The following is a 26,745-nucleotide window of genomic DNA, read 5'->3' on the forward strand; positions in this document are numbered from 1 at the left end:
GCAGTACCAGCAGGAACATCAGATCCAAATAACCCATGTGATCCAAACCCATTAGCAGTACCAGGCGGCGATTGTGATGGCGATGGAAACTCAAATGGCACAGATCCTAATCCAACGGTACCAACAGCAGCAGATGATACAGGAACAGTAGCTGTAGGAAGTACAACGACGATAGACATTTTAGGAAATGATGATTATTTAGATAACTCAGATCCAACAAATGGCGGAACGACGACTATTACACAAACAGGCGGAACAGCAGGTGGCACAGTAACTTTTGATCCAACAACGGGAACCTTAGATTACACACCACTACCAGGTGAAGCAGGAACAGTTGTAACCGTAGTTTATGAAGTATGTAATGATGCAAGTGGTACACCAGTATGTACAACAGCAACAGTAACAATTACGGTGTTAGCATGTCCAAGTCCAGTAGATACTGATGGCGATGGTTTAACAGATTGTGAGGAAACTACAGGCGTAGACGATCCAAGTACAACAGCCGTGCCAGCAGGAACATCAGATCCTTTAGATCCATGTTCAGATAGTAGTGGTGTAATTACAGATGGAGAGACATCTAACCCAATTTTTGCAAATGCAGATTGTGATGGAGATGGTGTTACAAATGGAGATGAATTAAATCCACCTAATGGAGGAACAGCAACTGATCCAGGAGATCCATGTGATTATAATGTAGGTGATATTTCAGCACCAATCACGGCAGGAGTAGATTGTGATGGTGATGGATTAAATGATTCTGAGGAAATTACAGGAGTAGATGATCCAGCAACACCAGATAATCCAAATGGTAATACTACAGATCCAAACAATCCAGATACAGATGGAGATGGTGTATTAGATGGAACAGAAGGTACAAACGGTACAGATCCAAATGATCCATGTGATTATAACGTTATAGATATTACCGAGCCAATTACGGCAGGAGTAGATTGTGATGGTGATGGATTAAATGATTCTGAGGAAATTACAGGAGTAGATGATCCGGCAACACCAGATAATCCAAATGGTAATACTACAGATCCAAATAACCCAGATACGGATGGAGATGGTGTATTAGATGGAACAGAAGGTACCAACGGAACAGATCCAAATGATCCATGTGATTATAACGTTATTGATATTACAGAGCCAATTACGGCAGGAGTAGATTGTGATAATGATGGATTAAATGACTCTGAAGAAATTACAGGAGTAGATGATCCGGCAACACCAGATAATCCAAATGGTAATACTACAGATCCAAATAATCCAGATACGGATGGCGATGGTGTATTAGATGGAACGGAAGGTACTAATGGAACAGATCCAAATGATCCATGTGACTTTAATGTAATTGATATTACAGAGATTCCAAGCGGACCATTCTTAGATGCAGATTGTGACGGAGATGGTGTTCCAAATGGTGTTGAAATCGATCCAGATGGTGACGGAACTCCAGGTCCAAATGGAACAGATCCAAACGATCCTTGTGACTTTAATGTAGAAGATCAAGATTTATCTACTGTAAGTGACGAATGGTTAGAATTAGACTGCGATGGAGATGGCATATTAAATGGAGATGAATTAGGAGATGTTAACGATAATGATATCCCAGATTACATTGAAGTGAATAATGGAGATCCAAATGCAGATGATGGTGTAGAAGTATTCGATATCATGACACCAGGTGACGGTGATGGATTAAATGATGTATTCGTAATTAGAGGTTTAGATAAATATCCAAATAACACAGTTAAAATCTATAATAGATGGGGTGTGTTAGTATTCGAAACACGTGGATATGGACTTAACAATAACTTCTTTACAGGAGAGTCTAATGGTCGAGTAACCATTGAGAAGAATAAACAACTTCCAGTAGGTACTTACTACTATGTTCTTGAATATGTTAACAATTCAGGAAACACAGTTAAGAAAGCTGGACCACTTTACATCAACAGAAGATAAAAACAACTTTAATTCAGAGGGTTTTTTATAAGCCCTCTGAAATATTAATCATCAATTATGAAAAAAAATAGTATAAAATTCTTTTTAGGACTTGTCTTAGGATTTTGCTTTTTCAACGTACAAGCGCAACAAGATGCTCAGTATACACAATATATGTACAATACATTAAGTGTGAATCCAGCTTATGCAGGCTCTAGAGATGTGTTTAGTTTTGTAGGTTTATATAGAACGCAATGGGTTGGTTTAGATGGTGCACCAGATACATTTACAGCTTCTATGCACTCTCCTTTAAGTGAAAAAGTAGGAATTGGATTAAACGTAACTAACGACAGAATATTTATTACAAGCGAAACGTATATTGATATCGATTTTAGCTACACCATTAAAACCGGTGAAGAAGGACAACTGGCTTTCGGATTAAAAGGTGGTGGACATTTTCTAGATATTGATACGCAAAGAGCTATTCGAGGTCCATACAACGTAAATGATGCAGGTTCTCAGGTTAATATAGATAATAAATTTTCTCCTCAGTTTGGATTAGGATTATACTATTATACCGATAAATTCTACTTAGGTTTAAGTGCTCCTAATATTTTAGAAACCGAACATTTTGACGAAAATTCGCCAGATTTAGGATCTTTTGCAACAGCTAAAGAGCGTATCAATCTGTATTTAATTGCAGGTAGAGTTTTTGAACTAAGTGAAGATATCGATTTTAAACCTGCAGTATTATTTAAAGGTGTTGCAGGAGCTCCGTTACAGGCAGATTTATCGGCAAACTTTTTATTTAATGATAGATTTACTGCCGGATTGGCTTACAGATGGAGTGCTGCATTAAGTGCACAATTAGGATTTCAAATCTCTGATGAGTTAATGTTAGGTTTTGCTTACGATAGAGAAACTACAGAGCTTCAACGTTATAATGATGGTTCTTTCGAAGTGTTTTTAAGATACGAGTTATTTAAACGTAACGATAAAATGATTTCCCCAAGATTCTTTTAATACAACTTAGATATGATTAAACAGGTTTTAAAATATAGTATATATACGTTTTTATTAATTGGAGCAGTAGTTGCTAACGCGCAAGAGAGACAATTAAAAAAAGCAAATGAGAAATTCGATAACTATTCTTTTATAGATGCCAGAGAAGCTTATATCGAAGTTTATGAAAAAGGATATCAGTCGGCAGACTTATTTCAGAAATTAGGGGATTCCTATTACTTTAATGGCGATTATGTAAATGCCGAAAAATGGTACGAAGAACTTTACAAATTAGAAGGCGCTTCAACTAAACCAGAATACATGTATAGATATGGTTTGACTTTAAAATCTTTAAAGAATTACGAGAAGTCTGACCAGATTATGATGGAGTTTTCTAAAACTAAACAAGAAGATGAGCGAGCTGAAATCTTTATAAATGAAAGAAATTATTTAAAGGAAATTGAGAAGAATTCTGGACGTTTCACTTTAAAGAATGAAGATTTTAATTCAGATTTATCAGATTATGCACCTTCGTTTTATGGTGAGGAATTAGTTATTTCAACCAATAGAGATAGAGGTACAGCAACACATAGAATACATACGTGGAACAATCAACCGTTTTCAGATCTATTTGTAGTTCATGTGGGTAAAGATTCAGGAGAGAAAGCTATTGATAATTTTGACAACACCATTAATTCTAAATTCCACGAGTCTTCATCTGTATTCACAAAAGATGGAAAAACAGTGTATTTTACACGTAATAATTATACAGATAAAAAATTAAAATCAGATAATGAAGGAGTTAACCGTTTAAAGTTATACAAAGGAGTTAAATCTGAAGACGATAAATGGACTGTAACAGAGTTACCTTTTAATGGGGATAATTATTCTGTAGCTCATCCTGCTTTAAGTGTGGATGAAAGTATATTATATTTTGCGAGCGATATGGAAGGTGGCATGGGAGCTTCAGATTTGTATATGGTTACTATAGATGGAGATTCTTACGGAACACCAGTTAATTTAGGAGAAGGTATTAATACAGAATCTAGAGAAACTTTTCCATTTGTAAGTGCAGATAACCGTTTATATTTTGCATCAGACGGACATCCAGGTTTGGGTGGTTTAGATGTTTTTGTTGCAGAAATTTATTCTGAAAATGATTTTAGTGAAACATACAATGTAGGAGCGCCTGTAAATGGCATTGCAGATGACTTTACATTTATTATAAATGCAGACACTAAAAAAGGCTATTTTGCCTCAAATAGAGCAGAAGGAAAAGGTGATGATGATATCTATAGTTTTGTAGAGAATAGATCTTTAGTATTTCCATTTGAACAAACTATTGAAGGTGAAGTTTTAAATGAAACCACAGAAGAACCTGTTGAAGGAGTAACGGTTTCTTTAATAGATGATGAAGGCAACGTTATAACAACTGTTACAACTAACGATGAAGGAAAATATACTTTACCATTAGAAGAGCGCTCTACACAGTACGCAATTCGTTATGAAAAAGATAATTTTGAAACTAAAGAAAAACCGTTTGCAAGTACTAATGAAAACGGAAGAGTTTTTAAAGATGTTGAAACGATTAAGTTAGGTAACAACTTAGGCGTTACTCAAGTTGGTTTAGGAGATGATTTAAATAATGCACTAGGCTTAAATCCTATTTATTTTGATTTCGATAAGTCTAATATTAGACCAGATGCAGAAATTGAATTACAAAAAGTAATCGCTGTTATGGAAAAATATTCTAACCTAAAAATTGATGTGCGTTCTCATACCGATAGTCGTGCTAATGATGCTTACAATGATGCATTGTCTAAAAGAAGAAATAAATCGACATTGAACTACATTATTAGTAAGGGAATCGATAAAAATCGTTTAACAGGAGATGGTTATGGAGAGAGCAAATTAGTAAACGAATGTTCTAATGGCGTAGAATGTACCGAACAACAACATCAGCTTAACCGAAGAAGTGAATTTATTATTGTGCAACAATAAACTTCTATATTAAAGAACTAAAAAAAGCATCAAATGAAAGTTTGATGCTTTTTTAGTTTAAACCAATCTATTTTCAATAATAGAATCTACACAATCCGGATTTAATAAAGTGCTGATGTCTCCAAGTTCGTCGATTTTATTTTCGGCAATTTTTCTTAGAATACGCCGCATAATTTTACCACTTCTGGTTTTTGGTAAACCTTCGGTAAACTGAATTTTATCTAATTTAGCTATAGGTCCAATGTGTGTAGCAATAAGCGTATTAATTTGCTTCTCAAGAGCTTCTAAATTAAAGTTTGGTGGTGTTTCTTTTAATGTGATAAAACCATACAATGCATTTCCTTTAACCTCATGAGGGAAACCAACTACGGCACTTTCTGCAATATATTCGTGTTCATTTATAGCATCTTCAATAGGAGCGGTACCTAAATTATGCCCTGAAACTATTATAATATCATCCACACGACCAGTAATCCTATAAAACCCCGTAGCATCTCTTAATGCGCCGTCTCCTGTAAAGTATTGATTTTTAAAAGTTGAAAAGTAAGTGTTTTTATAGCGTTCATGGTCGCCCCAAATGCTTCGTGCCATACTCGGCCAAGGGAATTTTATGGTTAATCTTCCAGCTACCTGATTTCCTTTAAATTCTTTACCTTCGTCGTCCATTAAAGCCAATTGTACACCAATAAAAGGTAAGGTCGCAAAAGTAGGTTTAGTTGGCGTTACATAGGGAATTGGAGTAATCATAATTCCACCTGTTTCGGTTTGAAACCAAGTATCTACAACAGGACATTTGTGTTTACCTACATACTCGTTATACCATTTCCAGGCTTCTTCATTTATCGGTTCACCAACCGTACCAATTACTTTAAGGCTTTTCAGTTTAAAAACTTCAACATAATTTTTTCCTTCTTTAGCTAATGCTCTAATGGCTGTTGGAGCTGTATAAAATTGATTGACGTTGTGTTTTTCAACAATTTGCCAGAAGCGACTATAATCTGGAAAACTAGGCACACCTTCAAACATTACAGAAGTTGCTCCATTGCATAATGGTCCATATATAATATAACTATGTCCGGTAATCCAACCTACATCTGCTGTACACCAATACACATCATTTTCTTCATATTGAAACACATTTTTAAATGTATATGCGGTATAAACCATATATCCTGCAGTGGTATGTAGCATCCCTTTTGGTTTTCCGGTAGAGCCAGACGTATAAAGTATAAATAAGGGGTCTTCTGCAGCCATAATTTCCGCAGGACAAATAGGAGAAGCTTCATTTAAAAGTTCTTCTAACCAGAAATCTCTTTCAATCTCCATTTGGACTTCTTCTCCAGTTCGTTTTACGACTAAAACCGTTTCTAAATCTTTACAATTCACTAAAGCATCATCTACAATCTGTTTTAAATTCAATGTTTTTGCACCTCTGAAAGATCCATCGCTGGTAATCATCATTTTACAGTTACAGTCGTTAATACGAGTCGCTAATGCAGTTGCCGAAAACCCTGCAAAAACTACAGAATGTACTGCACCAATTCTAGCACAAGCTAAAATAGCAACTGTAAGTTCAGGAATCATAGGTAAATAAATACAGACGCGGTCACCTTTTTGCACACCTTTAGCCTTTAAAACATTAGCCATTTTACACACCTGTTCATAAAGTGCAGCATAGGTAATATGTTGTGCTTTTTCGTTGGGATGATTGGGTTCAAAAATGATAGCCGTTTTATTGGCTCTGGTTATAAGATGTCTGTCCAGACAATTTTCTGTGATATTTAATTGTGCGCCTTCAAACCATTTAACCTCTGGTTTTGTAAAATCCCAGCTTAACACCTTATTCCATTTTTTATGCCAGATAAACTGTTCTTCAGCTATTTCTGCCCAAAAGGTTTCAGGTTCATCAATAGATTTTTTATAAACTTGAAGGTATTCCTGTAAATTTTTAATGTGATATTGACTCATATGTAGAATTTAAAACACTTCAATTTAAATAAAAATTAAATAATATTATGGTCTTGTAGGTTCTAATAGTATATTTAAACATATTTTTTAGTTATGAAACGTAGAACATTTTTAACCACATCTGCATTAGCATCATCTGCATTAGCATTTCCAAATATAGCTGTTCAGCCTTTATTCAATTCCACAGAAATAGAAACAGAAAAGCCTTTTAAAATATCAATATCACAATGGGCTTTTGAAACGGAGATTTTTGGTAAAGGCAGAGAAAACTACAAATTATTTAAACATAATTTGGAGCATAATCCCGATGCTGTATTGCAAGGTTCTATGAAAAATACAGATATAATATATAAAGCTCAGGAACTTGGAGTGAGTGGAGTAGACCTAGTGTCTACAATGATGTATAGCAAGCGAGACGATAAAAAATGGCAGAGACATTTTTCTAAAATGGCTAAAAATGAAGGCATTCAATTGGTTTGTATGATGGCAGACACACAAACTAAAATAGGAGATTTAGATCAACTGAAGCGGAAACAATCTGTTGAAGACCATAAACGCTGGATTGAAGCCGCTAAAGAATTAAATTGTGAACATATCCGGGTGAATCCATTTGGATCAGGAACTTATTTACAACAATTAAATCAATGTGCGGAATCTTTGGCAGAATTAAGTGAATTTGCCGACAAGACAGGAATTAAGTTGACGGTTGAAAATCATGGTCATCCATCAAGTAACGGAGCATGGCTAAATATGTTAATTGAATTAACCAACCATAGTAACTTGGGATTATTTTTAGATTTTGGTAATTTTTTTATGGGAGGTTTTAATGCTAGACCAAGACGTTGGTATGACGAAACACAAGGGATTTTAGATTTGGCACCATTTACCACAGGAGTTAGTGCCAAAGCACGTGAGGTAAAAATGGATGGCACAATTACAGATGTTAATTACGATTTTTGTACTGCAGAGGTATTAAAACACGGATTTAAAGGCTGGATGAGTGCAGAGTATGCAGGTAAAGACTTATCGAATACTGAAGGTAGTCAAGCTATTATTAAAAAATTAAGAGCTTTACAGAAAGCACATTCTAAATCTTAAAACCTAATTTAATTCCGCCCCATTTTGAAACACCATCGGTTTCAAACTGTTTGCTTAAGATAACCCTACTGTACTCCAGATAAAAACCATTGGTTTGTAAGACAATTCCATAATTATTTTGCATCGTTAAACGCTCTATTTGTCCCGAGTTAATAGTATAAGGGCTTGAAGTATTAACCAAACCACCTTGCAAGGTAGCATCGTAAGCTATAGCCGTAAGTTCTGGCTGTATAAAAGCATAGATTTTAAACCCTTTTTGATTAGCAAATTCTAGATAAGGATTGTTTATTAATCCAACGGTTATAGAACTTCCTAAAGAGACATTTGTAAATAAAGTACCTAATTGCAAAGTCGAATAGCCTTGAATAGCAAGAAGATTCTTATAACGTAACAGTTCTTTTTCGGCTGTAAATTTATAGTTTAAAACCACATCGTTTTTAATTTGATTTTGCCATCCCATAGGAATTTTATTTCCTGTAAGTTCGTGTATACCAACCTGCATTTCCTTTCCAAACGCTCCAGGTCCAATTAATCCAAAACTAAAAGCAGAAACAAAACGCATTTTTTTATCTTGTTCTACAGCTGTTTTAATAGATTTTAATAGTATAGATGCCGAAAATGGTCTGTCGCCAAACTGTATAGCTTCAGAAACATAATTATCTGGTGTAAATCCAATATGCTCTAATGTTAAAGCATAATTCTCTCGTGTATTTTTAAAGTTTATAAATAGGGAATTTATGGGGTTTTTTTTAAGCCAGTCTTTACTTAAACTGAAACTATAGCCTTGTGTATAATCTCGATCTCTGTTAGCAAAATAATCGTTATCGTAATTAAATTTAAAATACGATGACGTTTGCAGGCTTCTAAACGAAGCATTTTCGTCAATTTTTTGAGCATAACTCTTTACAAAAGCAAAGCAGAGTACTAATAAGATTAATTTTTTCATACTTTTACATACGCTTAATCATTTCATTTGGTTTTAAAAAGCCAATTCTAAAATATCCGATAGATTTTGATAACAAAAAGGCTTTACTTTCTTGATGCTGTTAGAGCATTTGCCATTTTAATGATGTTGCAAGGTCACTTTATAGACTCACTGATAGATCCTATTTACAGAAATTTAGAGAATCCTTTTTACGCAACTTGGAACTATTTTAGAGGGATTACTGCGCCTACATTTTATACCATTACAGGTTTAGTGTTTTGCTATTTATTATTTAAAGCGAAAGAAAAAGGGGACACTCAAAAGCGTATAAAAAAAGGTTTAAGTCGTGGACTTATGCTTATTCTAGTTGGATATTCCTTACGTATCAACTTTATAGCTTGGTTATTTGGCTATTTTGACACTTATTTTTTAGTCATAGATGTCTTGCAGTGCATTGGATTATCTTTAATTCTTATTATTGGGTTTTACTGGCTTTTAGGAAAAAGCAAAACTCTTTTAGCGCCGTTTTTTTTAATTTTAGGAACCATTATATTTTTAACAGAACCGCTTTACAGAACTATAAGTTTTCCAGAGCTACCATTGTTTTTAAGTAATTATCTCTCAAAAAGTAATGGCTCTGTATTTACCATGATTCCTTGGTTTGGTTATGTAGCTTATGGTGGGTTTATTGCTGCGCTTATGCATAAATATCAGAATGCAAAACAATTTAGACTAGTTACAACCGGATTATTTTTAATACTTGGATTGCTATTTATTTTTGCTTCTACTCCTTTTTTAAGACAATTAACAATGTGGACAGATATCCAATTATTTGCAGACAGTGGTAACTACAATTATTTGTTTTCTAGATTAGGAAATGTGTTGGTCATATTTGCTTTATTTTTTGGAGCAGAGCCTTTTCTTAAACAATCTATTATTACCAAAATAGGTCAAAAAACACTGTCGATTTATATTATCCATTTTATTATTATCTACGGAAGCTATACCGGTTTTGGTCTAAAGAGTTTTTTCTATAAGTCGCTAACCCCAACCGAAGCTGTTTTGGGTGCTATAATGTTTATGGTGGTCGTTTGCTTTATTTCTTTTCATTATGTGAAGACCAATAAGTTTGTTTATAATTATTTAGGTAAATTAGTGGGGATATTTAAGAAAAACCAAACCATAGATGAAGACTAATTTTACAGAAATACAAAAATTTAACCAATGGTGGCTTTGGCTAATATTAATTGCTGTTTGCTGCATTCCTATGTATGCAATCCTTCAACAGATTATTTTAGATAATGGTCCATATGGCAATAAACCTATGTCAAACTCAGGCTTAATTGCAACTGCAACTTTACTAATAGGTTTAATGGTACTATTTTATATATTCAAACTGGAAACTAAAATAGACCAACACACTATTCACTTTAAATTTATTCCATTTGTTAACCGAACAGTTTCTTGGAAAGATGTTAAGCATGCCCAAGTGGTGGACTATGGATTTGTTGGTGGTTGGGGTATTAGATTATGGACCAAATACGGTACTGTTTATAATGTAAAAGGCTCTAAAGGATTAGCTATAGAACTACATAGCGGAAAACGCTTTTTAATTGGAACTCAAAAAGAAAAAGAGCTAATTCTTTTTGTCGAAAATGTGGCATCAAAAAATTTTCAAAATTAAAAAAACACCTAAAACCTATAAATATGGCATCAAAATTATTTGATTTTAGTAATATTAAAGGCGATTTTACAGGTGGCCTGGTTGCAGGTGTGGTCGCTTTACCATTAGCACTTGCATTTGGAGTACAGTCGGGATTGGGAGCTACTGCAGGACTTTATGGTGCCATTATGGTAGGAATATTTGCGGCACTTTTTGGCGGTACTCAAACTCAAGCGAGTGGACCTACAGGACCAATGACTGTTGTAGCAGCTGCTTTAGTAGCTGCAGCTATTGAGATTACTGGTAGTTTAGAAGCTGCAATGGGAATTATACTTCTAAGCTTTTTATTTGGTGGGCTTTTACAAATTGTTTTTGGACTTATAAATATTGCAGGTTATGTAAAGTATTTTCCATACTCAGTAGTTTCAGGGTTTATGAGCGGTGTTGGGTTAATAATTATTATCTTACAACTGTTTCCTTTTGCAGGCCTTACTTCGGCTAAGTCTACCATTTCTGTCATTCAAGACTTTCCTAGGCTTTTTAATGATTTTAATGTATATGCATTGGCATTAGGAGCTTTAACCATAGTAATTTATTATGTCTTCCCTCTTATCACGAAAGCGATTCCAAGTGCGTTAGTGGCTTTAGTAGTTGCTGCTTTGGCAGGTTATTTACTAGGCTGGGATGTGCCAATTATTGGAGAAATTCCATCGGGAATTCCTAATCTTCAAATAGGAACTATGTTTAGTAATATTGTACCAGAGTCTTATCCAATAATTATAGAATATGCGGCGGTTCTTGCTGTTTTAGGAAGCATAGATTCCTTATTAACCTCTGTAATTGCAGATAATATGACTAAAACCAAGCATAATAGTAACAGAGAATTAATAGGGCAAGGTATAGGAAATATGCTTGCAGCTATTTTTGGTGGTATTCCTGGAGCTGGAGCGACTAAAGGGACAGTTGTTAATATTAATGGAGGAGGAAAAACTCGCCTTTCAGGAATTATACATGGCTTATTTTTATTAGCTGTTTTGTTCGGTTTAGGTTCTCTTGCAGCATATATTCCGCTTTCTGTTTTAGCCGGATTATTAATTCCAATTGGGTTTAAAATAATAGATATTAAAGGTCTGAAACACTTGTTTAGAGTGCCAAAAGCGGACGCAGTTGTGCTTATTTTAGTATTATTAGTTACTACATTTGGGAGTTTAATACAAGCTGTTGGTATAGGTGTAGCTTTAGCTTCTATTTTATTTATGAAAAAAGCCAGTGACTTAGGTGAAAAAGGAATTATCTCAGAAAAAATGGAAAGTTTAGAAGACGAGAAACCTTGGCAAGATGAATTACCTTTTTATAACTCATTTAAAGATCAAATTTTAATTAAACATTTAAACGGACCATTATTTTTTGGTTTTACAGCACATTTAAAAACCCAAATTGCTTTAATAGATCCTAAAATTAAAGTATTAATTATCCGAATGGACAAGGTGCCTTTAATTGACCAATCTGGACTTTATGCTCTGGAAGATATAGTTTTCGATTTAGAAAAAAGAGGTGTACAAGTGTTATTTGTTAATTTGCAAGAACAACCTTTAGATAAATTAAAGTCTATAGATATAATCGCAGATTTAGTTGCAGAGGAGCATCTGTTCAAAAATATTTCTGATGCATTTGCTTATATAAAAGCAAAGTTTAAAAAAGGCGAAGACATTTAAATCTTTGCCTGATAGGTATATAAATCATAATAACGACCTTCTTGAGCGATAAGTTCATTGTGGTTGCCACGCTCTGCAATTTTACCGTTTTCAATGACTAAAATCTGGTCTGCTTTTTTAATAGTACTTAATCGGTGTGCAATTACGATAGTAGTTCTGTCTTTGGTTAATTCCGATAAACTTTTTTGAATTAAACCTTCACTTTCCGTATCTAAATTAGATGTTGCTTCATCTAAAATAATCAGTTTAGGATCTGCCAAAATTGCTCTGGCTATGGCAATACGCTGTCGTTGTCCACCAGAAAGTTTTACGCCACGTTCTCCAATCAATGTATCTAAGCCTTTATCAAAACGGTCCGTAAATTCGTTGACATAAGCGGCATTTACAGCATGTTGTAATTCTTCTTGGCTTGCATTAGGTCTAGGAAACATAATGTTTTCTTTTATACTACCCTCAAACAAAAATTCATCTTGTAATACCACACCTAAATGCTTTCTAAAGCTATTGAGTTTTACTTTAGTAATATCTACACCATCAATAGTTATTTTACCGCTTTTAGGATTTAAAAACGTAGCAGATAAGCCAGCAATTGTAGATTTTCCAGAACCAGAACTTCCCACTAAAGCAACCACAGAACCACTTGGTGCTGTAAAGCTGATGTTATGGAGTACATTTTTATCTTCTTCATAGGCGAACGTAACGTCTTTAAATTCTAAGTTACCTCTAAACTGTTTTAGTGTCTCTGTACGGTTTTTATCATCTTCTTCTGTAGCAATTTGCATCAACTCTTCAGTTCTATCTAATCCCGCTAAGGCTTCAGTTAATTGACTACCAATATTACTCATTTGCACAATAGGGGCAATCATAAACCCAAGAACTAAAGTAAAGAACAGAAAATCTCCAGATGTCATTTGGTCTTGCATCATATAATAACCACCAATCCCCATAATTCCTGTGGTAGCCACACCAATTAAAAAGGTAGATGAGCTGGTCATTAATGCTGTTGCAGTTAAACTCTTTTTAACGTTTTGGTACAATTCATCTACACCTTTCTCAAACACTTTTTCTTCCTGAGCTTCTGCATTAAAGGCTTTAATAACTCTTATACCTGCTAAAGTTTCGGTTAAACGTCCTTTTACTTCAGCATTAATTTTACCACGTTTTCTAAAAATAGGTCTTATGTATTTAAAAGCTTTTAAAGCAATAAAGGCAAAAATAGATAGTGGCACAAATACAAAAAGTGTCATCCAAGCGTTAAGTTTTATTAAAATAATTAAAGAAACAACTGCAGTAAACGACCCGCCAACTAATTGTACCAAACCAGTTCCAATTAAATTACGAACACCTTCCACATCGCTCATAATTCGAGAGACTAATGCTCCAGATTTGGTATTGTCAAAAAAACGAATAGGTAAAGCCATTACTTTTTTTTGAACTTGTGCTCGTAACTCACTTATTAAATATTGAGCCTGCACACTTAAAATACGGGTTAGGAGAAAAGAACTAATGGCTTGTATGGTAATAGCAGTTATTACAATAGCAATAAGTTGATATAATTGGGCAGTGTCTTTGTTTGGGACTACTTGATCTAGCAAAACTTTACTTTGCCATGGTAAAATTAAACCCGACAAACTTCTTATAACAATTAATAATAAGCCAATAAAAACCAACTTACGTCTAGGCCAAATAATGGTTTTAAAGGCTGTTTTTAGATTAACTGTTTTATTTTTTTTATTAGGAGATTTATCTTGAAGATGTTTCATTTTAAATGCTGAAAGTTTTTACAAAGATACACCGCTAAATGCGGTTCTCTATATGATTGTAAATTAAAAAAGCGACTCTTTACAGAATCGCTTTTAATTTTATAACTATATAGTTTTAAAAAACTAGATCAACATTTAAATCGAAATCGTCGTAAATAGCTTTATCTTTTAACCCGTCAAAAAAGCTAGAAGAACCATATTTCACGTCGTATTTAGTACGGTCTACTTTTAAATTTGCAGTGGCTTTGTTACCATATACAGACATGGTGAATTTTTGAGCGTTAGTTTTACCCTTAATGGTTAAATTACCTTCCACTGCATAAGCATTTTTACCAGAAGGTGTAACTTTAGTAATCACTAATTGAGCTTCTGGGAAATTTTTTACTCCAAAAAAATCATCAGATTTTAAATGACCATCTAAGTTGTTTTTCATATCACCTTCTAAATCTGTTGTATTTATAGAAGTCATATCAATAACAAAAGACCCACCAGCAAGAGTATTGTTTTTAAATTCTAAAGAGCCAGATTTTAAAGCAATAGTTCCTTCATGAGAGCCTGTCACCTTATAACCTTTCCAAGTTACCGTACTTTCTGAAGTTTTTACAGGTTTTGTTTCATTTAAAGCTGTAAATGATAGTGAAGCAAATGCCACAACAGCTAATACAAGTGTCGATTTAATTAAATGTTTCATAATAAGATTGTTTTTGTTTTTATGTTGATACAAAGATGAATCTAATCCTAACGAAAAAAAATAATATAGATTATTAAATGAAGTTAATGTAGATTAATTTTAAGTACATCATTTACTCATCTTGTTTTTATAGTAAATGTATGATTTGAGTTTTACTATTTTAATACTGAGATAAATCTAATTCTTCAAAATCATTTATATCAGATAGTTTAATAAGTTTTTCTATTTCAATAGTGTGCCAAGTTTCCTCAAAGGATTCAGCTTGTCCTTCAAGATCTTCATTAGTGTTTTGTTTGATTAATTTCTGTTTAGTTAAAAAATTAATACTGAATTCTCTTAGTGTAATAGGACCACGACTAGTAACGGCATTATAACCAATTAATTCAAATCCGGAATTTTGAAAACGAAAGGTATAGTACCAAAAACCATATCTACCATGTCCAAAATGAATTTGTAAGGTGCCATTTTTTATTTCTAGCCATAATTCTGGTGGATAATAATTGCCTCCATCTTCATTTTCAGAATAAAAACAGCTGGAGTTTTTACTTGCTAGTTGGTAACCGTTTTTGTATTTAAATAATACAATTATACCTCGCCTATTTCTATCTACCTTGTTGCCAAATCTATTAGTAACAATAGCTGATGTGTCTGTTTCTTTAATGACTAAAATACAATCGTCTATTTTGTCATTATTTAGATCTCCAAAATAAGTTTCAGACTCCACATAGCCTTCAGGAATAAAATTAGAAGGCATACTACTTTGAGCTTCGCCAAAATTAAAGCTAAACAACAAAAGCGTTATTAAGTATTGAGTTTTAAACATTTGATTATCTATAACACCAAATTTAAATTTCCTTAAATACAGTATGGTTGATTTAATATAAATTATTTATCTAACAATTCAACAATCTAAACCAAGCTATTCTTCATTTTACTAAAAAACTCTTTAGTGATCCCTAAATAAGAGGCAATCATGTATTGTGGAATACGTTGTTCTATTTCGGGATAAGCATTTTTAAAATGAAGGTAACGTTCTTTAGCAGTTAAGCTTAAATTTCTAATTAATCGTTTTTGGGAAGCCACAAATGCACGCTCAATAATTTTTCTGAAAAACCGCTCAAGTTTCGGAACTTTTTCAAAAAGGACTTCTATGGTATCATAATGAAATTGAATAACGGTAGTGTCTTCCAAACATTGTACATTAAAATCGGCTGGAGTTTGGGACACAAAGCTACCAATATCTGCAGTCCACCAATTTTCTATCGAAAACATAATAATGTGCTCTTGTCCATTTTCATTAGAATAAAATGTTTTGGTACAACCACTCACTATAAACGATTCTGTTTTGCATACATCTCCTTGCTGAATGATAAACTGATTTTTAAGATACTTACGTTCTGTAACAAAGTTGTTTAAAATAGAAACTTCTTCAGCTGTGAGATTAACTATATCGTTTATATAATTTATTAGAGAATTTAAATGTATCATACTGTGCAAAATTCAATAAAAAAAATGAGATGTTAACAATTTCTGAGTTTTGTTATTAAGTTTTATATTTATAAACTCAAATCAAACACTTTAAAATTATGAAGTTTTTAAAATTACTAAAATTTTTTATTACTGTTTTTTTTATTTCATTTTCAACAGTTTTATGTGCACAGTCTGATGTAATATTAAAAACGGACGGTGAAGAAATGAAAGGTAAAGTCATCAAAATAAATGACACAACTATAGAATTTATATACGAGAATGAATCTCTAGAGTATGAGGTTAGTATAGGTGATATTAAAAAAATCACTTTTGCTTCAGGTCGAATCCAATTTTTTAATAAGGAAGAAAAACATGATGTAAATTTAGAAGAACACCATAATAAAGTTGCTATTTTACCATTTGGTTATATAAAGGATAAAGAAACTAGTAACGATTTAATGACAAAAAAAATACAGCAAGAGACCTATACTATATTTAAAAAGAAGGCTGCCGTTTTAAAATTTCAAGATCCTTTAACTACAAATGCATTATTGGCTAAAGCAGGCGTTAATAATAATAACATAGATGGTTTTACAATGGGTGAGATTTGTAATATTTTGAATGTAGAATATATCGTTCAAGGCTTAGTGTCTATAGAAAGGACTAGTGTATCAAATTTTTCAAACTCAAAAACTACTTCAACCAATACAAAAGCTAAAGTAGATAGAAACGGAAATATTATTGGTGATATATGGAGTAATGGTAAAAGTAAAAGTAGTACATCATCTTCTAGCTCCTCAATTCAAAATTATTCAACCAACATCACAATGAATGTTTATACAGATAAAGGTGAAAATGTTTTTACTAAAGATCATATGTCATTTTGGCAAACTACAGATGCTTATAAAATCACATTAAATTATTTAGCCAAAAGAACACCGCTCTACAAACGTTAATTTAAACAGTTAAGTTTAACAATAAATTGAGGTTATAAATAATAGCCTCTTTTTTTTTATATCTACTTTTGCCAGATGCAAAAAGCAAGTCCAGTAAAATTTGAATTTATAGCTATAATGGCCTCTTTAATGTCTATAGTCGCTTTATCTATAGATGCTTTATTGCCTGCTTTACCAGAGATTGGTAATTCGCTAGGAGTAACTAATACTAGTGAATATCAGCTTTTAATTACGATGATTTTTTTAGGCTTGGGTTTTGGGCAATTAATTTTTGGACCTTTATCAGACAGTTTTGGTCGTAAACCAATGGTTTATATTGGTTTTAGCATTTTTGTTATAGGAAGCATTTGTTGTGTTACCACTAAAAGTTTTGAAATGATGATTTTTGGACGCATCCTGCAAGGTATTGGCTTGTCTTCTCCAAGAACAATTGCAATTGCCATAATTAGAGATTCTTTTAGTGGCGATTTTATGGCGAAAACCTTGTCTATTGTCGTCATGTTTTTTATTCTTATACCTATAGTGGCGCCAACCTTAGGACAGCTTATTCTTGACTTTTTTAATTGGAAAGCCATTTTTAATTTTAATTTACTCTTTGGTTTGGCTATTGTAGTGTGGTTTTGGAGAAGACAGCCAGAAACACTAGTAATTTCTAAGCGTATAAAATTTAAGCCAGCTATTTTTATAACCGGAACAAAAGAGTTTTTAAAACACAGGTCTGCTGTTGCGTTTACCTTAGTTTCGGGCTTTATAACGGGATCATTTATGGTGTACTTAAGTACCTCACAACATATTTTCCAAGTGCAATACCAGTTGGGAGATTTGTTTCCATACGTGTTTGCAAGTACAGCTTTTGCAGTAGGTTTTGCTACGTTTAGCAACAGTCGTTTTGTAATGCGGTTTGGTGCTTTTAACATGGCATTTTATGCAGCTGTGGCTTACTTTTCAATTTCTTTATTATATATTGTTTTGTTTTCGTCAGGAAATAATCCACCACTAGCAGTATTAATAGGCTTCTTTTTAATGCAATTTTTTTCGGTAGGATTTTTATTCGGAAATTTACGAAGTCTGGCAATGGAACCTTTAGGACATATTGCAGGAATAGGAGCTGCTATAAACGGGTTTGTCTCAACAGTAATGGCAGTACCTATAGCAAATTATATTGGAAGTTTTGTAAAAACATCGGCTTTACCATTATTTGTTGGATTTTCTATTTTTGGAGCTTTGTCCGTAGCTACTTTTCTTTTCGTAAAATATCGATTTAGCCATAAATAAAGCCCTAAAGTTGTGCTTTAGGGCTTTATGAAATCTGGAGCAAAAAAAGGGATATATAATTCTCTATTTTGCAGGGTAATTTACTTACGTAATTTAATGACTCATTGGTTTTTTAAATATAGATGCTGCTTCTGTAGTTTTGGATAATTTAACTTCTGTAAACTCTAAGTCATTACGTTTATCTAAAACTTTAAAACCTTCAGCATTATACCAGCTTAATGTTTTTGGTAAAATTAAACCATTTACCATTTGCCAATCGGTATAGCGTATAAAATGCCAGTCTTTACTTTTCTCTTTGGTGAAATAAGTAACCGTATATCCTAACCACGCCATCTTTTTAGTGTCTGTATCAAAATATAAGATGTATTCATCTTCAGGAGAAGCTCCAACATCATTAGCATAAGAAATTTTTATACCAGGATAACTTTTTCCTTCAAACTCTAACTCATTAGTGTTTTCATAAGTAATGCCGTCATCTGCCAATACAAATGGCATGGCGTAGAAGTAAAACATTAAATTATAATAAAATTCTGGCTTACCTTCATATTTAAAATCGCCATGTTCTTCTAACCAAACTGTTTCACCGTCATATCCAAGCTGGAAATTATTCGTTTCAATATAACTACGTCTGTTTTTTAAATCGGTTACAGTTAACTCATCTCCAGTTGGTTTTTTCATTGTAAAGGATAAGCTTTTATAGGTATTCCATACATCAAGACCACCATGTGCCGCAAAAATACTAGACATGTTTTCTGGATATACCGAAGTGGTTACATCCAAAGTTTCTTGCTCATAATTAATGGTTTTTTCAACTTCTTTGTTTTGATCTGTTTTACAATTAAATAGACTTAATGTAATTGCCAGAATAATTAGTTTTTTCATGATTTATTTTTGAATTTGATTTGTAAGATGCTTTGGTCGACATAATAAATTTATAATTACAAGATTTACATTATTTTTACACTATGAAACAGATATCTAGCCATCATAACGACCTAATAAAACACATCGTTACCTTAAAAGAAAAATCGCGCGCACGAAAGAAAAGTGGCGAGTTTGTCGTGGAAGGTGTACGTGAATTGCAACTTGCATTGTCTTGCGGTTATGAAGTTGTACATGTGTTGTTTTATGAAGACTTGTTTCCTTTTGAACATTTAAAAACGATTGATGTTGAAGATTATAAATGTATTGAAGTTTCAAAAGATGTTTATACTAAAATAGCTTACCGCACAACAACTGAAGGTGTTTTGGCAGTTTTAAAGTCGCAATCGCACACGCTAGATCAATTACAATTTAAAACAAAAAATCCATTAGTTTTAGTAGCAGAAGCTCCAGAAAAACCAGGGAATATAGGTGCCTTATTAAGAACTGCAGATGCTGCCAATGTGGATGCTGTAATAATTGCTAATCCCAAAACAGATTTATATAACCCAAATATTGTGCGTTCTAGTGTAGGTTGTGTTTTTAGTAATACTATTGCAACCGGTTCTACCGAAGACGTTATAAGTTTCTTAAATACTAACAACATAAACATTTATAGTGCAATTTTGCAAGAATCTATAAATTATACACATCCAGATTATAAAATAGCAAGCGCCATAGTAGTTGGTACAGAAGCTACAGGTTTATCTCAAGACTGGCGTGATGCAAGTAAAGAAAACATTAGTATCCCTATGCAAGGTAAAATAGATTCTATGAATGTTTCTGTGGCTGCTGGTATTTTAGTTTTTGAGGCGGTTAGGCAACGCAGCTTGTAAAACTGTAAGGCTATCTTTTATGTATGTTAATTTAATAATTTTATCGCTTAAAACCATTTCATGAATTCAAACACACTATTTTTTATTTTAATTGCCATTTTAGTAATCGATTTTATAATTGATACGGTTTTGGATGTCTTAAATGCAAAGCATTTTAACGACGAATTACCTCAAGAACTAAAAGACGTTTATGATAAAGAGGACTATGAAAAATCTCAACGCTATAAAAGTGCCAACTTTAAATTTGGATTATTGTCATCTTCATTTTCATTACTCTTAACCTTATGCTTTTTCTTTTTTAATGGATTTGCTTGGGTAGATGAGTGGGCTAGAAGTGTAACTTCACATCCCATTTTAATTACATTAGTATTCTTTGGAGTTATTATGATAGGTAGCGATTTGCTAACCACACCATTTTCATATTATAGAACTTTTGTAATAGAAGAAAAATTTGGGTTTAACAAAACCACAAAGCGTACTTTTTTTATAGATAAATTAAAAGGTTTATTTTTAACTATAGTAGTGGGCGGATTGGTTTTAGCGGCAGTAACAGCTTTCTACTATCAGTTCCCAGAACAATTCTGGATTTACACATGGATTCTTGTAGCAGTATTTACCTTATTCATGAATTTATTTTATAGTAAATTAATTGTCCCAATTTTTAATAAACAAACGCCATTAGAAGAAGGTAGTTTACGCACAGCTATTTCAGATTATGCTAAAACTGTAGGGTTTACGCTAGATAATATTTTTGTTATAAATGGATCAAAACGAAGCACAAAAGCCAATGCATATTTTTCAGGCTTTGGTTCTCAAAAACGAATTACATTGTATGACACCTTAATAAACGATTTAGAAGATGATGAAATAGTTGCTGTTTTAGCTCATGAAGTAGGACACTACAAGCGCAAGCATATTATATTTAATTTATGTGCTTCGATACTTTTAACCGGTATGACACTTTATATTTTGTCATTGTTTATAAGTCATCCTTTATTTGCTGAAGCTTTAAACGTCTCTCAGCCAAGTTTCCATATTGGGTTAATTGTCTTCGGAATTTTATACAGCCCTATTTCGGAAGTTACAGGTTTAATTATGAATTTATTTTCGCGTAAATTTGAATACCAAGCAGATGATTATGCAAAAAACACTTATAAAACCGAACCATTAATCTCCTCTTTAAAAAAATTGTCTAAAAATAGTTTGAGTAATTTAACACCGCATAAGGCTTATGTATTTATGCATTATTCGCACCCAACGTTGTTTCAACGCATTCAAAATTTAAAAATTCAATAAGCCATATGCTTCGATTAAAATATTTAGCACTAATTATCTTGACTATGTTTTCATTTTCAAATTTATTTTCTCAATCTAAAGAAACTGTAACTTATATAGATACACCTTTAGAAAAACTTAAAATGGATATTTATTTACCTAAGAAAGCCAAAGAAGATAAGTTTTTATCTCCTTTAGTTATTTATGTTCATGGCGGAGGGTTTTCTGATAGAGATCGAAAAGATGGTTCTAGTTTAGGTAAATTTTTAGCTGAACAAAATGTAGTGACAGCGAGTATAGACTACACACTTTACATGCAGGATAAAGATTATGGTTGTAATGGAATTACCAGTGAGAAGGTAAAAGCTATACAAATTGTATCTAATCAGATCTGGCAGGCTACAAGCTTTTTATTAAAACAAAGCGATAGTTTAAAAATAAATAAAAGACAAATATTTTTAGCAGGAACTAGTGCTGGAGGTGAGAGTGTTTTGCATGCCGCTTACTTTAATAAAAATCAGCTAAAAACAGAACCTATAGATTTACCTATAGATTTTAAATATGCAGGATTAATTTCTGGAGCTGGAGCGCTAATGGATTTAAACTTAATTACCAAAGAAAACAGGATACCTATGTTTCTATTTCACGGCGATAAAGATGCTACAGTGCCTTACGCTACTGGTTCTCATCGTAACTGTCCTCCAAATTCAACAGGTTGGCTAATGTTATTTGGCTCACAAAGTATTGCCAAATATATAGAGCGTATTGGTGGCACCTGTCAGTTATTTACCATTAAGGATGGAACACACACTCAAGGTGATACTTATTTTTATTATCAGCAGTTTTATATTAAACGTTTTATAGATGATGTACTTTTTGGTGATCAGTTTTTAAGATATGAAACAAAATCTATAGTGAAGAAATAGTCCACAGTCTTCAGTCTGCAGTTAGCAGTCCACAGTCTACAGTTGAGTGATTAGTAGGAAAAAATAAAAAAGCATCAAATTCTTAAAAGAATTTGATGCTAACTGCTAACTGCTAACTGCTAACTGCTAACTGCTAACTGCTAACTGCTAACTGCTAACGAACAATAAAGTCAAAATATTTATTTTTAAAAGGTTCTCCGCGTAGCGTGAAATGCCACCATTCCTGCATATAGTTTCTAAAGCCGTGTTTTGCCATTACTTTTTGTAAGACATCTCTATTTTTACGATGTTCTTTATCTAGATGAGGTGCTTTAACCCAAGACTTTTGCCCGAAAAAATCATATGGAGAGCCCATGTCTAACTCTTCGCCAGTTGATAAATTTATAATAGTAACATCTAAAGTGCTACCACTACTATGCCTGGATTTTGAAGCAATATAACCTGCCGGGATTAAATTTCTTTTTTTAACGTCTGGGTAATAGGTTTGTTTCATTACTGTATCGTGTTCTACTTTAGCCCATCTTACAAAATGATTTACGGCTTGTTGCGGACGGTAAGCATCAAACACTTTTATACCTAAACCTTCTTTTTTTAAATCTTCTTGTACTTTTTTTAATGCATGAGCCGTTTGTAAGGTCATAATAATTACGGGCTTTTCATATCCGTCAATAGCTTCACCAACAAAATTATTTTCAGTGCAATAACGCAATTCTTCAACCAAATCCGGTATAATACTTTTAGCATAAACAAAGCCTTCTGGTAGTTGAGCAAAACACCATTGTGTGATGAATAATATAAAAATGAAGCAGTAATTTTTCATAGTGAAGATTTAAAAGTTTAAATTTAAAGAAATAATTTTTTAATGCACTATCCTTGGCACTTATATCTTATGGCTGCAATGTACATCTTTGCGGGCATTATGCATTTTATAAAACCTAAAGCTTATTTACGCATTATGCCTAAATACTTGCCAAACCCAAAATCTTTAGTGTTTTTTAGTGGTGTTGCAGAGATTCTATTAGGGTTTGCGCTAATCATACCAGTCTTAAAAACTTTAGCTATTTACGGTGTTATTTTAATGTTAACTATTTTCCTACTAGTTCATTTTTATATGTTAAGTGGTAAAAAAGCAGCTGCAGGAATTCCGAAATGGATTTTAATACTAAGGATTCCGCTTCAATTTGGATTAATGTATTGGGCTTACTGGTATTTACCACTGTAATTATGTTTAATGAGCCTTTCAAATTAAATCTTCCAGACTCAGACATTTTATATGTCCAAAAATTTTTTTCAGAAGAAGAGAGTCTTAATTTATTTAAAATGCTATTTGAAGAAATAGAATGGCAACAGGATGAAATTAAACTATTTGGTAAAACACATTTACAGCCCAGACTGACTTCATTAATGGCCGATAATGACAAGCCTTATAGTTATTCTAATATTACTATGACTCCAAAACCATTTCCAGATGTGGTAAAACATATAAAATCTAAAGTTGAAGCATTTACAAAAACAAAATTTACCACTTGCTTGGCCAATTTATATCGCAATGGGAAAGATAGTAATGGTTGGCATTCAGATAATGAAAAAGAATTAGGTGTAAATCCTGTAATTGCTTCGGTTAGCTTTGGAGCGTCTCGTTTTTTTCATTTAAAACATAAAACCAATAAATTACATAAATATAAAATCGAACTAACTTCTGGAAGTTTACTTCTTATGAAAGGGGAAACACAGCATCACTACTTACATCAAATTGCTAAAACTAAAAAAGAGGTTGGTTCAAGAATAAACTTAACTTTCAGAATTATTAACTAAATTTATAGTCTTACAAGTATGGCATTTAATTTGTAAATGTTATGTAAATATTTATATCTATGAAAACATTTTTTTACGCAATAGTTTTTCTAATCGGATCTCAGTTTGCAATAGCTCAAGACAACCCTAGTTTTACAGATCAGGAAATAGAAGTTAATAAGTTTATTAACGGTACATTACTTTTACCAAATGGGGTAGCTAAACCTAATCTAGCCATAATAATTGCAGGATCTGGACCTACAGACCGTGATGGAAATCAGAATTTTTTAAAAACAAACAATTTAAAAAAGTTGGCAGTTGGTTTAACCAAGCAAGATATTGCTACATTTAGATACGATAAACGTATTGTAAAACAAATACGAAAAGGTAATGTCGATAAAAACATGATGTTTGATGACTTTGTAACCGATGCTATTTCTGTGGTAGAGTACTTTAGGAACTCAGACGCGTACAATAGAATATATATAATAGGGCATAGCCAAGGAAGTCTTGTTGGTTTATTAGCAGCAAGAGATAGAGCAGATGGTTTTATCTCCTTAGCAGGAGCTGGGCAATCTATAGATATGGTTATTACCGAACAGGTTATAAAAACTGCACCAATGTTTAAAGATGATACGATTCGAATTTTTGATGTTTTAAAAGAAGGGAAGACAACAAAGGATTATCCTATTGCATTATCAAGCATATTTAATTTAGATGTACAACCATTTATTCGAAACTGGATGAAATACAATCCGCAAACGGAAATTGCAAAACTAGAGATGCCAATTTTAATTATTAATGGAACGAAAGATTTACAGGTTTCTGAAGCTGAAGCAAAACTATTACATGAAGCGGCAAAATCTTCAACTTTAAAAATTATAGAAAATATGAATCATGTTTTAGTAACTATTGAAGGAGATGATTTAGAGAATTCTAAATCTTATAATGAATCTGGAAGAAAATTAGCGGAAGGATTACTAAATGAACTTACCCAATTTATAAAATAAATTATAATGAATGTAAATAGAAAATGCCTCACAAGTGTGAGGCATTTTCATACTAACCAACCAAAAATATGTAATTAGTACTCAAATAATTAGGTAACCACACACTAACTATCGTCATCGTAATTAATTACATTTTATAATAAGCAAATGCTGTGCCAAAAACAAATTAATAGTTTTAATGTTTGTTAATATTGTTTATTTTGCAGTAAAATAAATATAAAATATGTCTACAGAACCTTTTTTTACTAATGATGCCATAGTTTTTGGTATCTTAATGCTTTGCTTAGGTATAGTCTTTTATACAGAAAATCTTAAAAAAGGTTTTTTTCCGAAGTTTTATAAATATGTGCCAGCACTGTTAATGTGCTATTTTTTACCTGCAATATTTAATTCTTTAGGTATAATTTCTGCCGAAACGTCACAAACTTATTTTATAGCAAGTCGTTATTTACTGCCTGCAGCTCTAATATTAATGACTATTAGTATAGACTTGAAAGCCATTTTTAATCTTGGACCCAAAGCCTTGATTATGTTTTTAACAGGGACAATAGGTATTGTTATTGGTGGACCTTTAGCCATATTACTAATTTCTACATTTTCTCCAGAAACTGTTGGAGGAGCAGGTTTTGATGCTGTTTGGCGTGGTTTAGCAACTCTAGCGGGAAGTTGGATTGGAGGAGGAGCTAACCAAGCTGCAATGTTAGAAATTTATGAGTTTAATCAGGAATTATATGGTGGCATGGTGTTAATAGATATTGTTGTGGCAAATTTATGGATGGCTGTTTTACTATTCGGAATTGGTAAACGTAAACAAATAGATAATTGGCTAAAAGCTGATAACACAGCTATTAATGCATTACAGGAAAAAGTTCAGCACTTTGCGGCAAAAACAACTAGAAATCCAAGTGTAACGGATTTAATGATTATTTTAATGATTGCATTTGTATCGGTTGGGATTGCGCATTATGGGTCGGATGTAATTTCTACTTTTTTAAGTGATAATTTTGAAGCGGTTAAAAACCCAAAAAGTGCTTTATCTTCATTTGGTAGTGGTTTTTTCTGGTTAATTACCATTTCAACCATTATTGGAATTGCACTGTCTTTTACAAAAGCAAAAAGTTATGAAGGCGCAGGAGCTAGTAAAATAGGAAGTGTGTTTATCTACATTCTGGTAGCTACCATAGGGATGAAAATGGACCTTGGGAAATTATTTGAAAATCCTGGATTAATATTAATTGGATTAGTTTGGATGACTATACACGCTTTGCTTTTAATTGTAGTTGCAAAATTAATTAAAGCACCATACTTTTTTCTTGCGGTTGGTAGTCAAGCTAACGTAGGTGGTGCAGCTTCGGCACCTGTAGTTGCAGCAGCATTTCATCCTAGTTTAGCAACTGTTGGAGCACTTCTGGCTGTATTTGGTTATGTTGTTGGGACTTATGGAGCATTATTATGTGCAGAATTAATGCGAATCGTTTCTGTAGGTTAGTTAGCATATTTAAATTTTTAATA

General features: G+C 32.8%; 24 protein-coding genes. 16 read left to right on the plus strand and 8 right to left on the minus strand.

Annotated elements, in window-relative coordinates:
- The 3 genes from C7H52_RS11225 to C7H52_RS11235 all read left to right on the plus strand — a co-directional run.
- The coding region (locus C7H52_RS11225) for a T9SS type B sorting domain-containing protein (protein ID WP_106464001.1) at positions 1 to 1,965 on the plus strand (1,965 nt) is incomplete at its 5' end.
- Positions 1,966 to 2,022: 57 nt separating this feature from the next.
- Positions 2,023 to 2,967, plus strand: a complete 945-nt coding sequence (locus C7H52_RS11230; protein WP_106464002.1) for a PorP/SprF family type IX secretion system membrane protein — start codon at positions 2,023 to 2,025, stop codon at positions 2,965 to 2,967.
- Between the two features lie 12 nt (positions 2,968 to 2,979).
- Positions 2,980 to 4,947 carry an OmpA family protein gene (locus C7H52_RS11235; protein WP_106464003.1) on the plus strand — a complete coding sequence of 656 codons (1,968 nt, stop codon included), beginning with the start codon at positions 2,980 to 2,982 and terminating at the stop codon, positions 4,945 to 4,947.
- Positions 4,948 to 5,004: 57 nt separating this feature from the next.
- Here the strand turns inward: C7H52_RS11235 and acs are convergent, their stop codons facing one another.
- Positions 5,005 to 6,915 (minus strand): acetate--CoA ligase, encoded by a 1,911-nt coding sequence (gene acs / locus C7H52_RS11240; RefSeq protein ID WP_106464004.1) that lies wholly within the window; start codon positions 6,913 to 6,915, stop codon positions 5,005 to 5,007.
- Between the two features lie 93 nt (positions 6,916 to 7,008).
- On the opposite strand from acs, the gene C7H52_RS11245 reads away from it, so the two are divergent.
- On the plus strand, positions 7,009 to 8,013 hold the full coding sequence (locus C7H52_RS11245; protein WP_106464005.1) for a sugar phosphate isomerase/epimerase family protein: 1,005 nt from the start codon (positions 7,009 to 7,011) through the stop codon (positions 8,011 to 8,013).
- On the opposite strand, the gene C7H52_RS11250 is transcribed toward C7H52_RS11245, so the two are convergent.
- Positions 8,003 to 8,959 (minus strand): lipid A deacylase LpxR family protein, encoded by a 957-nt coding sequence (locus C7H52_RS11250; protein ID WP_106464006.1) that lies wholly within the window; start codon positions 8,957 to 8,959, stop codon positions 8,003 to 8,005. The two genes, C7H52_RS11245 and C7H52_RS11250, sit on opposite strands and share 11 nt — an antisense overlap.
- 66 nt (positions 8,960 to 9,025) lie before the next feature.
- On the opposite strand from C7H52_RS11250, the gene C7H52_RS11255 reads away from it, so the two are divergent.
- From C7H52_RS11255 to C7H52_RS11265, 3 genes are read left to right on the plus strand one after another with little or no spacing between them, the layout of a single operon-like run.
- A complete protein-coding gene (locus C7H52_RS11255) occupies positions 9,026 to 10,135 on the plus strand; it encodes a heparan-alpha-glucosaminide N-acetyltransferase domain-containing protein (protein ID WP_106464007.1) in 1,110 nt (369 codons plus the stop codon).
- Entirely contained in the window at positions 10,125 to 10,622 is a 498-nt protein-coding gene (locus C7H52_RS11260) for a phosphoethanolamine transferase domain-containing protein (protein WP_106464008.1), read from the plus strand. The genes C7H52_RS11255 and C7H52_RS11260 overlap by 11 nt, the downstream gene beginning before the upstream one ends.
- A gap of 23 nt (positions 10,623 to 10,645) precedes the next feature.
- Positions 10,646 to 12,316 carry a SulP family inorganic anion transporter gene (locus C7H52_RS11265; RefSeq protein ID WP_106464009.1) on the plus strand — a complete coding sequence of 557 codons (1,671 nt, stop codon included), beginning with the start codon at positions 10,646 to 10,648 and terminating at the stop codon, positions 12,314 to 12,316.
- On the opposite strand, the gene C7H52_RS11270 is transcribed toward C7H52_RS11265, so the two are convergent.
- From C7H52_RS11270 to C7H52_RS11285, 4 genes are all read right to left on the minus strand, one after another.
- Positions 12,313 to 14,079 (minus strand): ABC transporter ATP-binding protein, encoded by a 1,767-nt coding sequence (locus tag C7H52_RS11270; RefSeq protein ID WP_106464010.1) that lies wholly within the window; start codon positions 14,077 to 14,079, stop codon positions 12,313 to 12,315. The genes C7H52_RS11265 and C7H52_RS11270 overlap by 4 nt on opposite strands.
- Positions 14,080 to 14,194: 115 nt before the next feature.
- Positions 14,195 to 14,770 (minus strand): YceI family protein, encoded by a 576-nt coding sequence (locus C7H52_RS11275; protein WP_106464011.1) that lies wholly within the window; start codon positions 14,768 to 14,770, stop codon positions 14,195 to 14,197.
- 160 nt (positions 14,771 to 14,930) lie between these two features.
- Positions 14,931 to 15,593, minus strand: a complete 663-nt coding sequence (locus C7H52_RS11280; RefSeq protein WP_106464012.1) for a hypothetical protein — start codon at positions 15,591 to 15,593, stop codon at positions 14,931 to 14,933.
- A gap of 86 nt (positions 15,594 to 15,679) precedes the next feature.
- The gene (locus C7H52_RS11285; protein ID WP_245918617.1) at positions 15,680 to 16,258 is read right to left on the minus strand and encodes a Crp/Fnr family transcriptional regulator; all 579 of its coding nucleotides are present in this window, start codon (positions 16,256 to 16,258) and stop codon (positions 15,680 to 15,682) included.
- Positions 16,259 to 16,356: 98 nt separating this feature from the next.
- Between C7H52_RS11285 and C7H52_RS11290 the strand changes: the two genes are divergently transcribed.
- On the plus strand, positions 16,357 to 17,196 hold the full coding sequence (locus C7H52_RS11290) for a hypothetical protein (RefSeq protein ID WP_106464013.1): 840 nt from the start codon (positions 16,357 to 16,359) through the stop codon (positions 17,194 to 17,196).
- 75 nt (positions 17,197 to 17,271) lie between these two features.
- On the plus strand, positions 17,272 to 18,471 hold the full coding sequence (locus C7H52_RS11295) for a multidrug effflux MFS transporter (protein ID WP_106464014.1): 1,200 nt from the start codon (positions 17,272 to 17,274) through the stop codon (positions 18,469 to 18,471).
- A 93-nt stretch (positions 18,472 to 18,564) separates the two neighbouring features.
- On the opposite strand, the gene C7H52_RS11300 is transcribed toward C7H52_RS11295, so the two are convergent.
- Positions 18,565 to 19,353 carry a DUF6503 family protein gene (locus C7H52_RS11300; RefSeq protein WP_106464015.1) on the minus strand — a complete coding sequence of 263 codons (789 nt, stop codon included), beginning with the start codon at positions 19,351 to 19,353 and terminating at the stop codon, positions 18,565 to 18,567.
- 83 nt (positions 19,354 to 19,436) lie between these two features.
- Between C7H52_RS11300 and C7H52_RS11305 the strand changes: the two genes are divergently transcribed.
- The 3 genes from C7H52_RS11305 to C7H52_RS11315 are packed head-to-tail and all read left to right on the plus strand — an operon-like array spanning position 19,437 to position 22,429.
- Positions 19,437 to 20,228 carry a TrmH family RNA methyltransferase gene (locus tag C7H52_RS11305; RefSeq protein WP_106464016.1) on the plus strand — a complete coding sequence of 264 codons (792 nt, stop codon included), beginning with the start codon at positions 19,437 to 19,439 and terminating at the stop codon, positions 20,226 to 20,228.
- Between the two features lie 60 nt (positions 20,229 to 20,288).
- Entirely contained in the window at positions 20,289 to 21,524 is a 1,236-nt protein-coding gene (locus C7H52_RS11310; RefSeq protein ID WP_106464017.1) for a M48 family metallopeptidase, read from the plus strand.
- A gap of 44 nt (positions 21,525 to 21,568) precedes the next feature.
- Positions 21,569 to 22,429 (plus strand): alpha/beta hydrolase, encoded by an 861-nt coding sequence (locus tag C7H52_RS11315; protein ID WP_106464018.1) that lies wholly within the window; start codon positions 21,569 to 21,571, stop codon positions 22,427 to 22,429.
- A 154-nt stretch (positions 22,430 to 22,583) separates the two neighbouring features.
- Here the strand turns inward: C7H52_RS11315 and C7H52_RS11320 are convergent, their stop codons facing one another.
- Entirely contained in the window at positions 22,584 to 23,249 is a 666-nt protein-coding gene (locus tag C7H52_RS11320; RefSeq protein WP_106464019.1) for a M15 family metallopeptidase, read from the minus strand.
- A gap of 42 nt (positions 23,250 to 23,291) precedes the next feature.
- On the opposite strand from C7H52_RS11320, the gene C7H52_RS11325 reads away from it, so the two are divergent.
- The 4 genes from C7H52_RS11325 (at position 23,292) to C7H52_RS11340 (ending at position 26,722) form a co-directional block, all read left to right on the plus strand.
- Positions 23,292 to 23,651 (plus strand): DoxX family protein, encoded by a 360-nt coding sequence (locus C7H52_RS11325; protein WP_106464020.1) that lies wholly within the window; start codon positions 23,292 to 23,294, stop codon positions 23,649 to 23,651.
- 2 nt (positions 23,652 to 23,653) lie between these two features.
- Positions 23,654 to 24,244, plus strand: a complete 591-nt coding sequence (locus C7H52_RS11330; RefSeq protein ID WP_106464021.1) for an alpha-ketoglutarate-dependent dioxygenase AlkB family protein — start codon at positions 23,654 to 23,656, stop codon at positions 24,242 to 24,244.
- 59 nt (positions 24,245 to 24,303) lie between these two features.
- Positions 24,304 to 25,233 carry an alpha/beta hydrolase family protein gene (locus C7H52_RS11335; RefSeq protein WP_106464022.1) on the plus strand — a complete coding sequence of 310 codons (930 nt, stop codon included), beginning with the start codon at positions 24,304 to 24,306 and terminating at the stop codon, positions 25,231 to 25,233.
- Between the two features lie 223 nt (positions 25,234 to 25,456).
- Positions 25,457 to 26,722: a DUF819 family protein gene (locus tag C7H52_RS11340; RefSeq protein ID WP_106464023.1), complete on the plus strand. Its 1,266-nt coding sequence runs from the start codon at positions 25,457 to 25,459 to the stop codon at positions 26,720 to 26,722.
- The last annotated feature ends 23 nt before the right edge of the window (positions 26,723 to 26,745 follow it).

The sequence above is a fragment of the Aurantibacter aestuarii genome, from assembly GCF_003008425.1.
Classification (GTDB): domain Bacteria; phylum Bacteroidota; class Bacteroidia; order Flavobacteriales; family Flavobacteriaceae; genus Aurantibacter; species Aurantibacter aestuarii.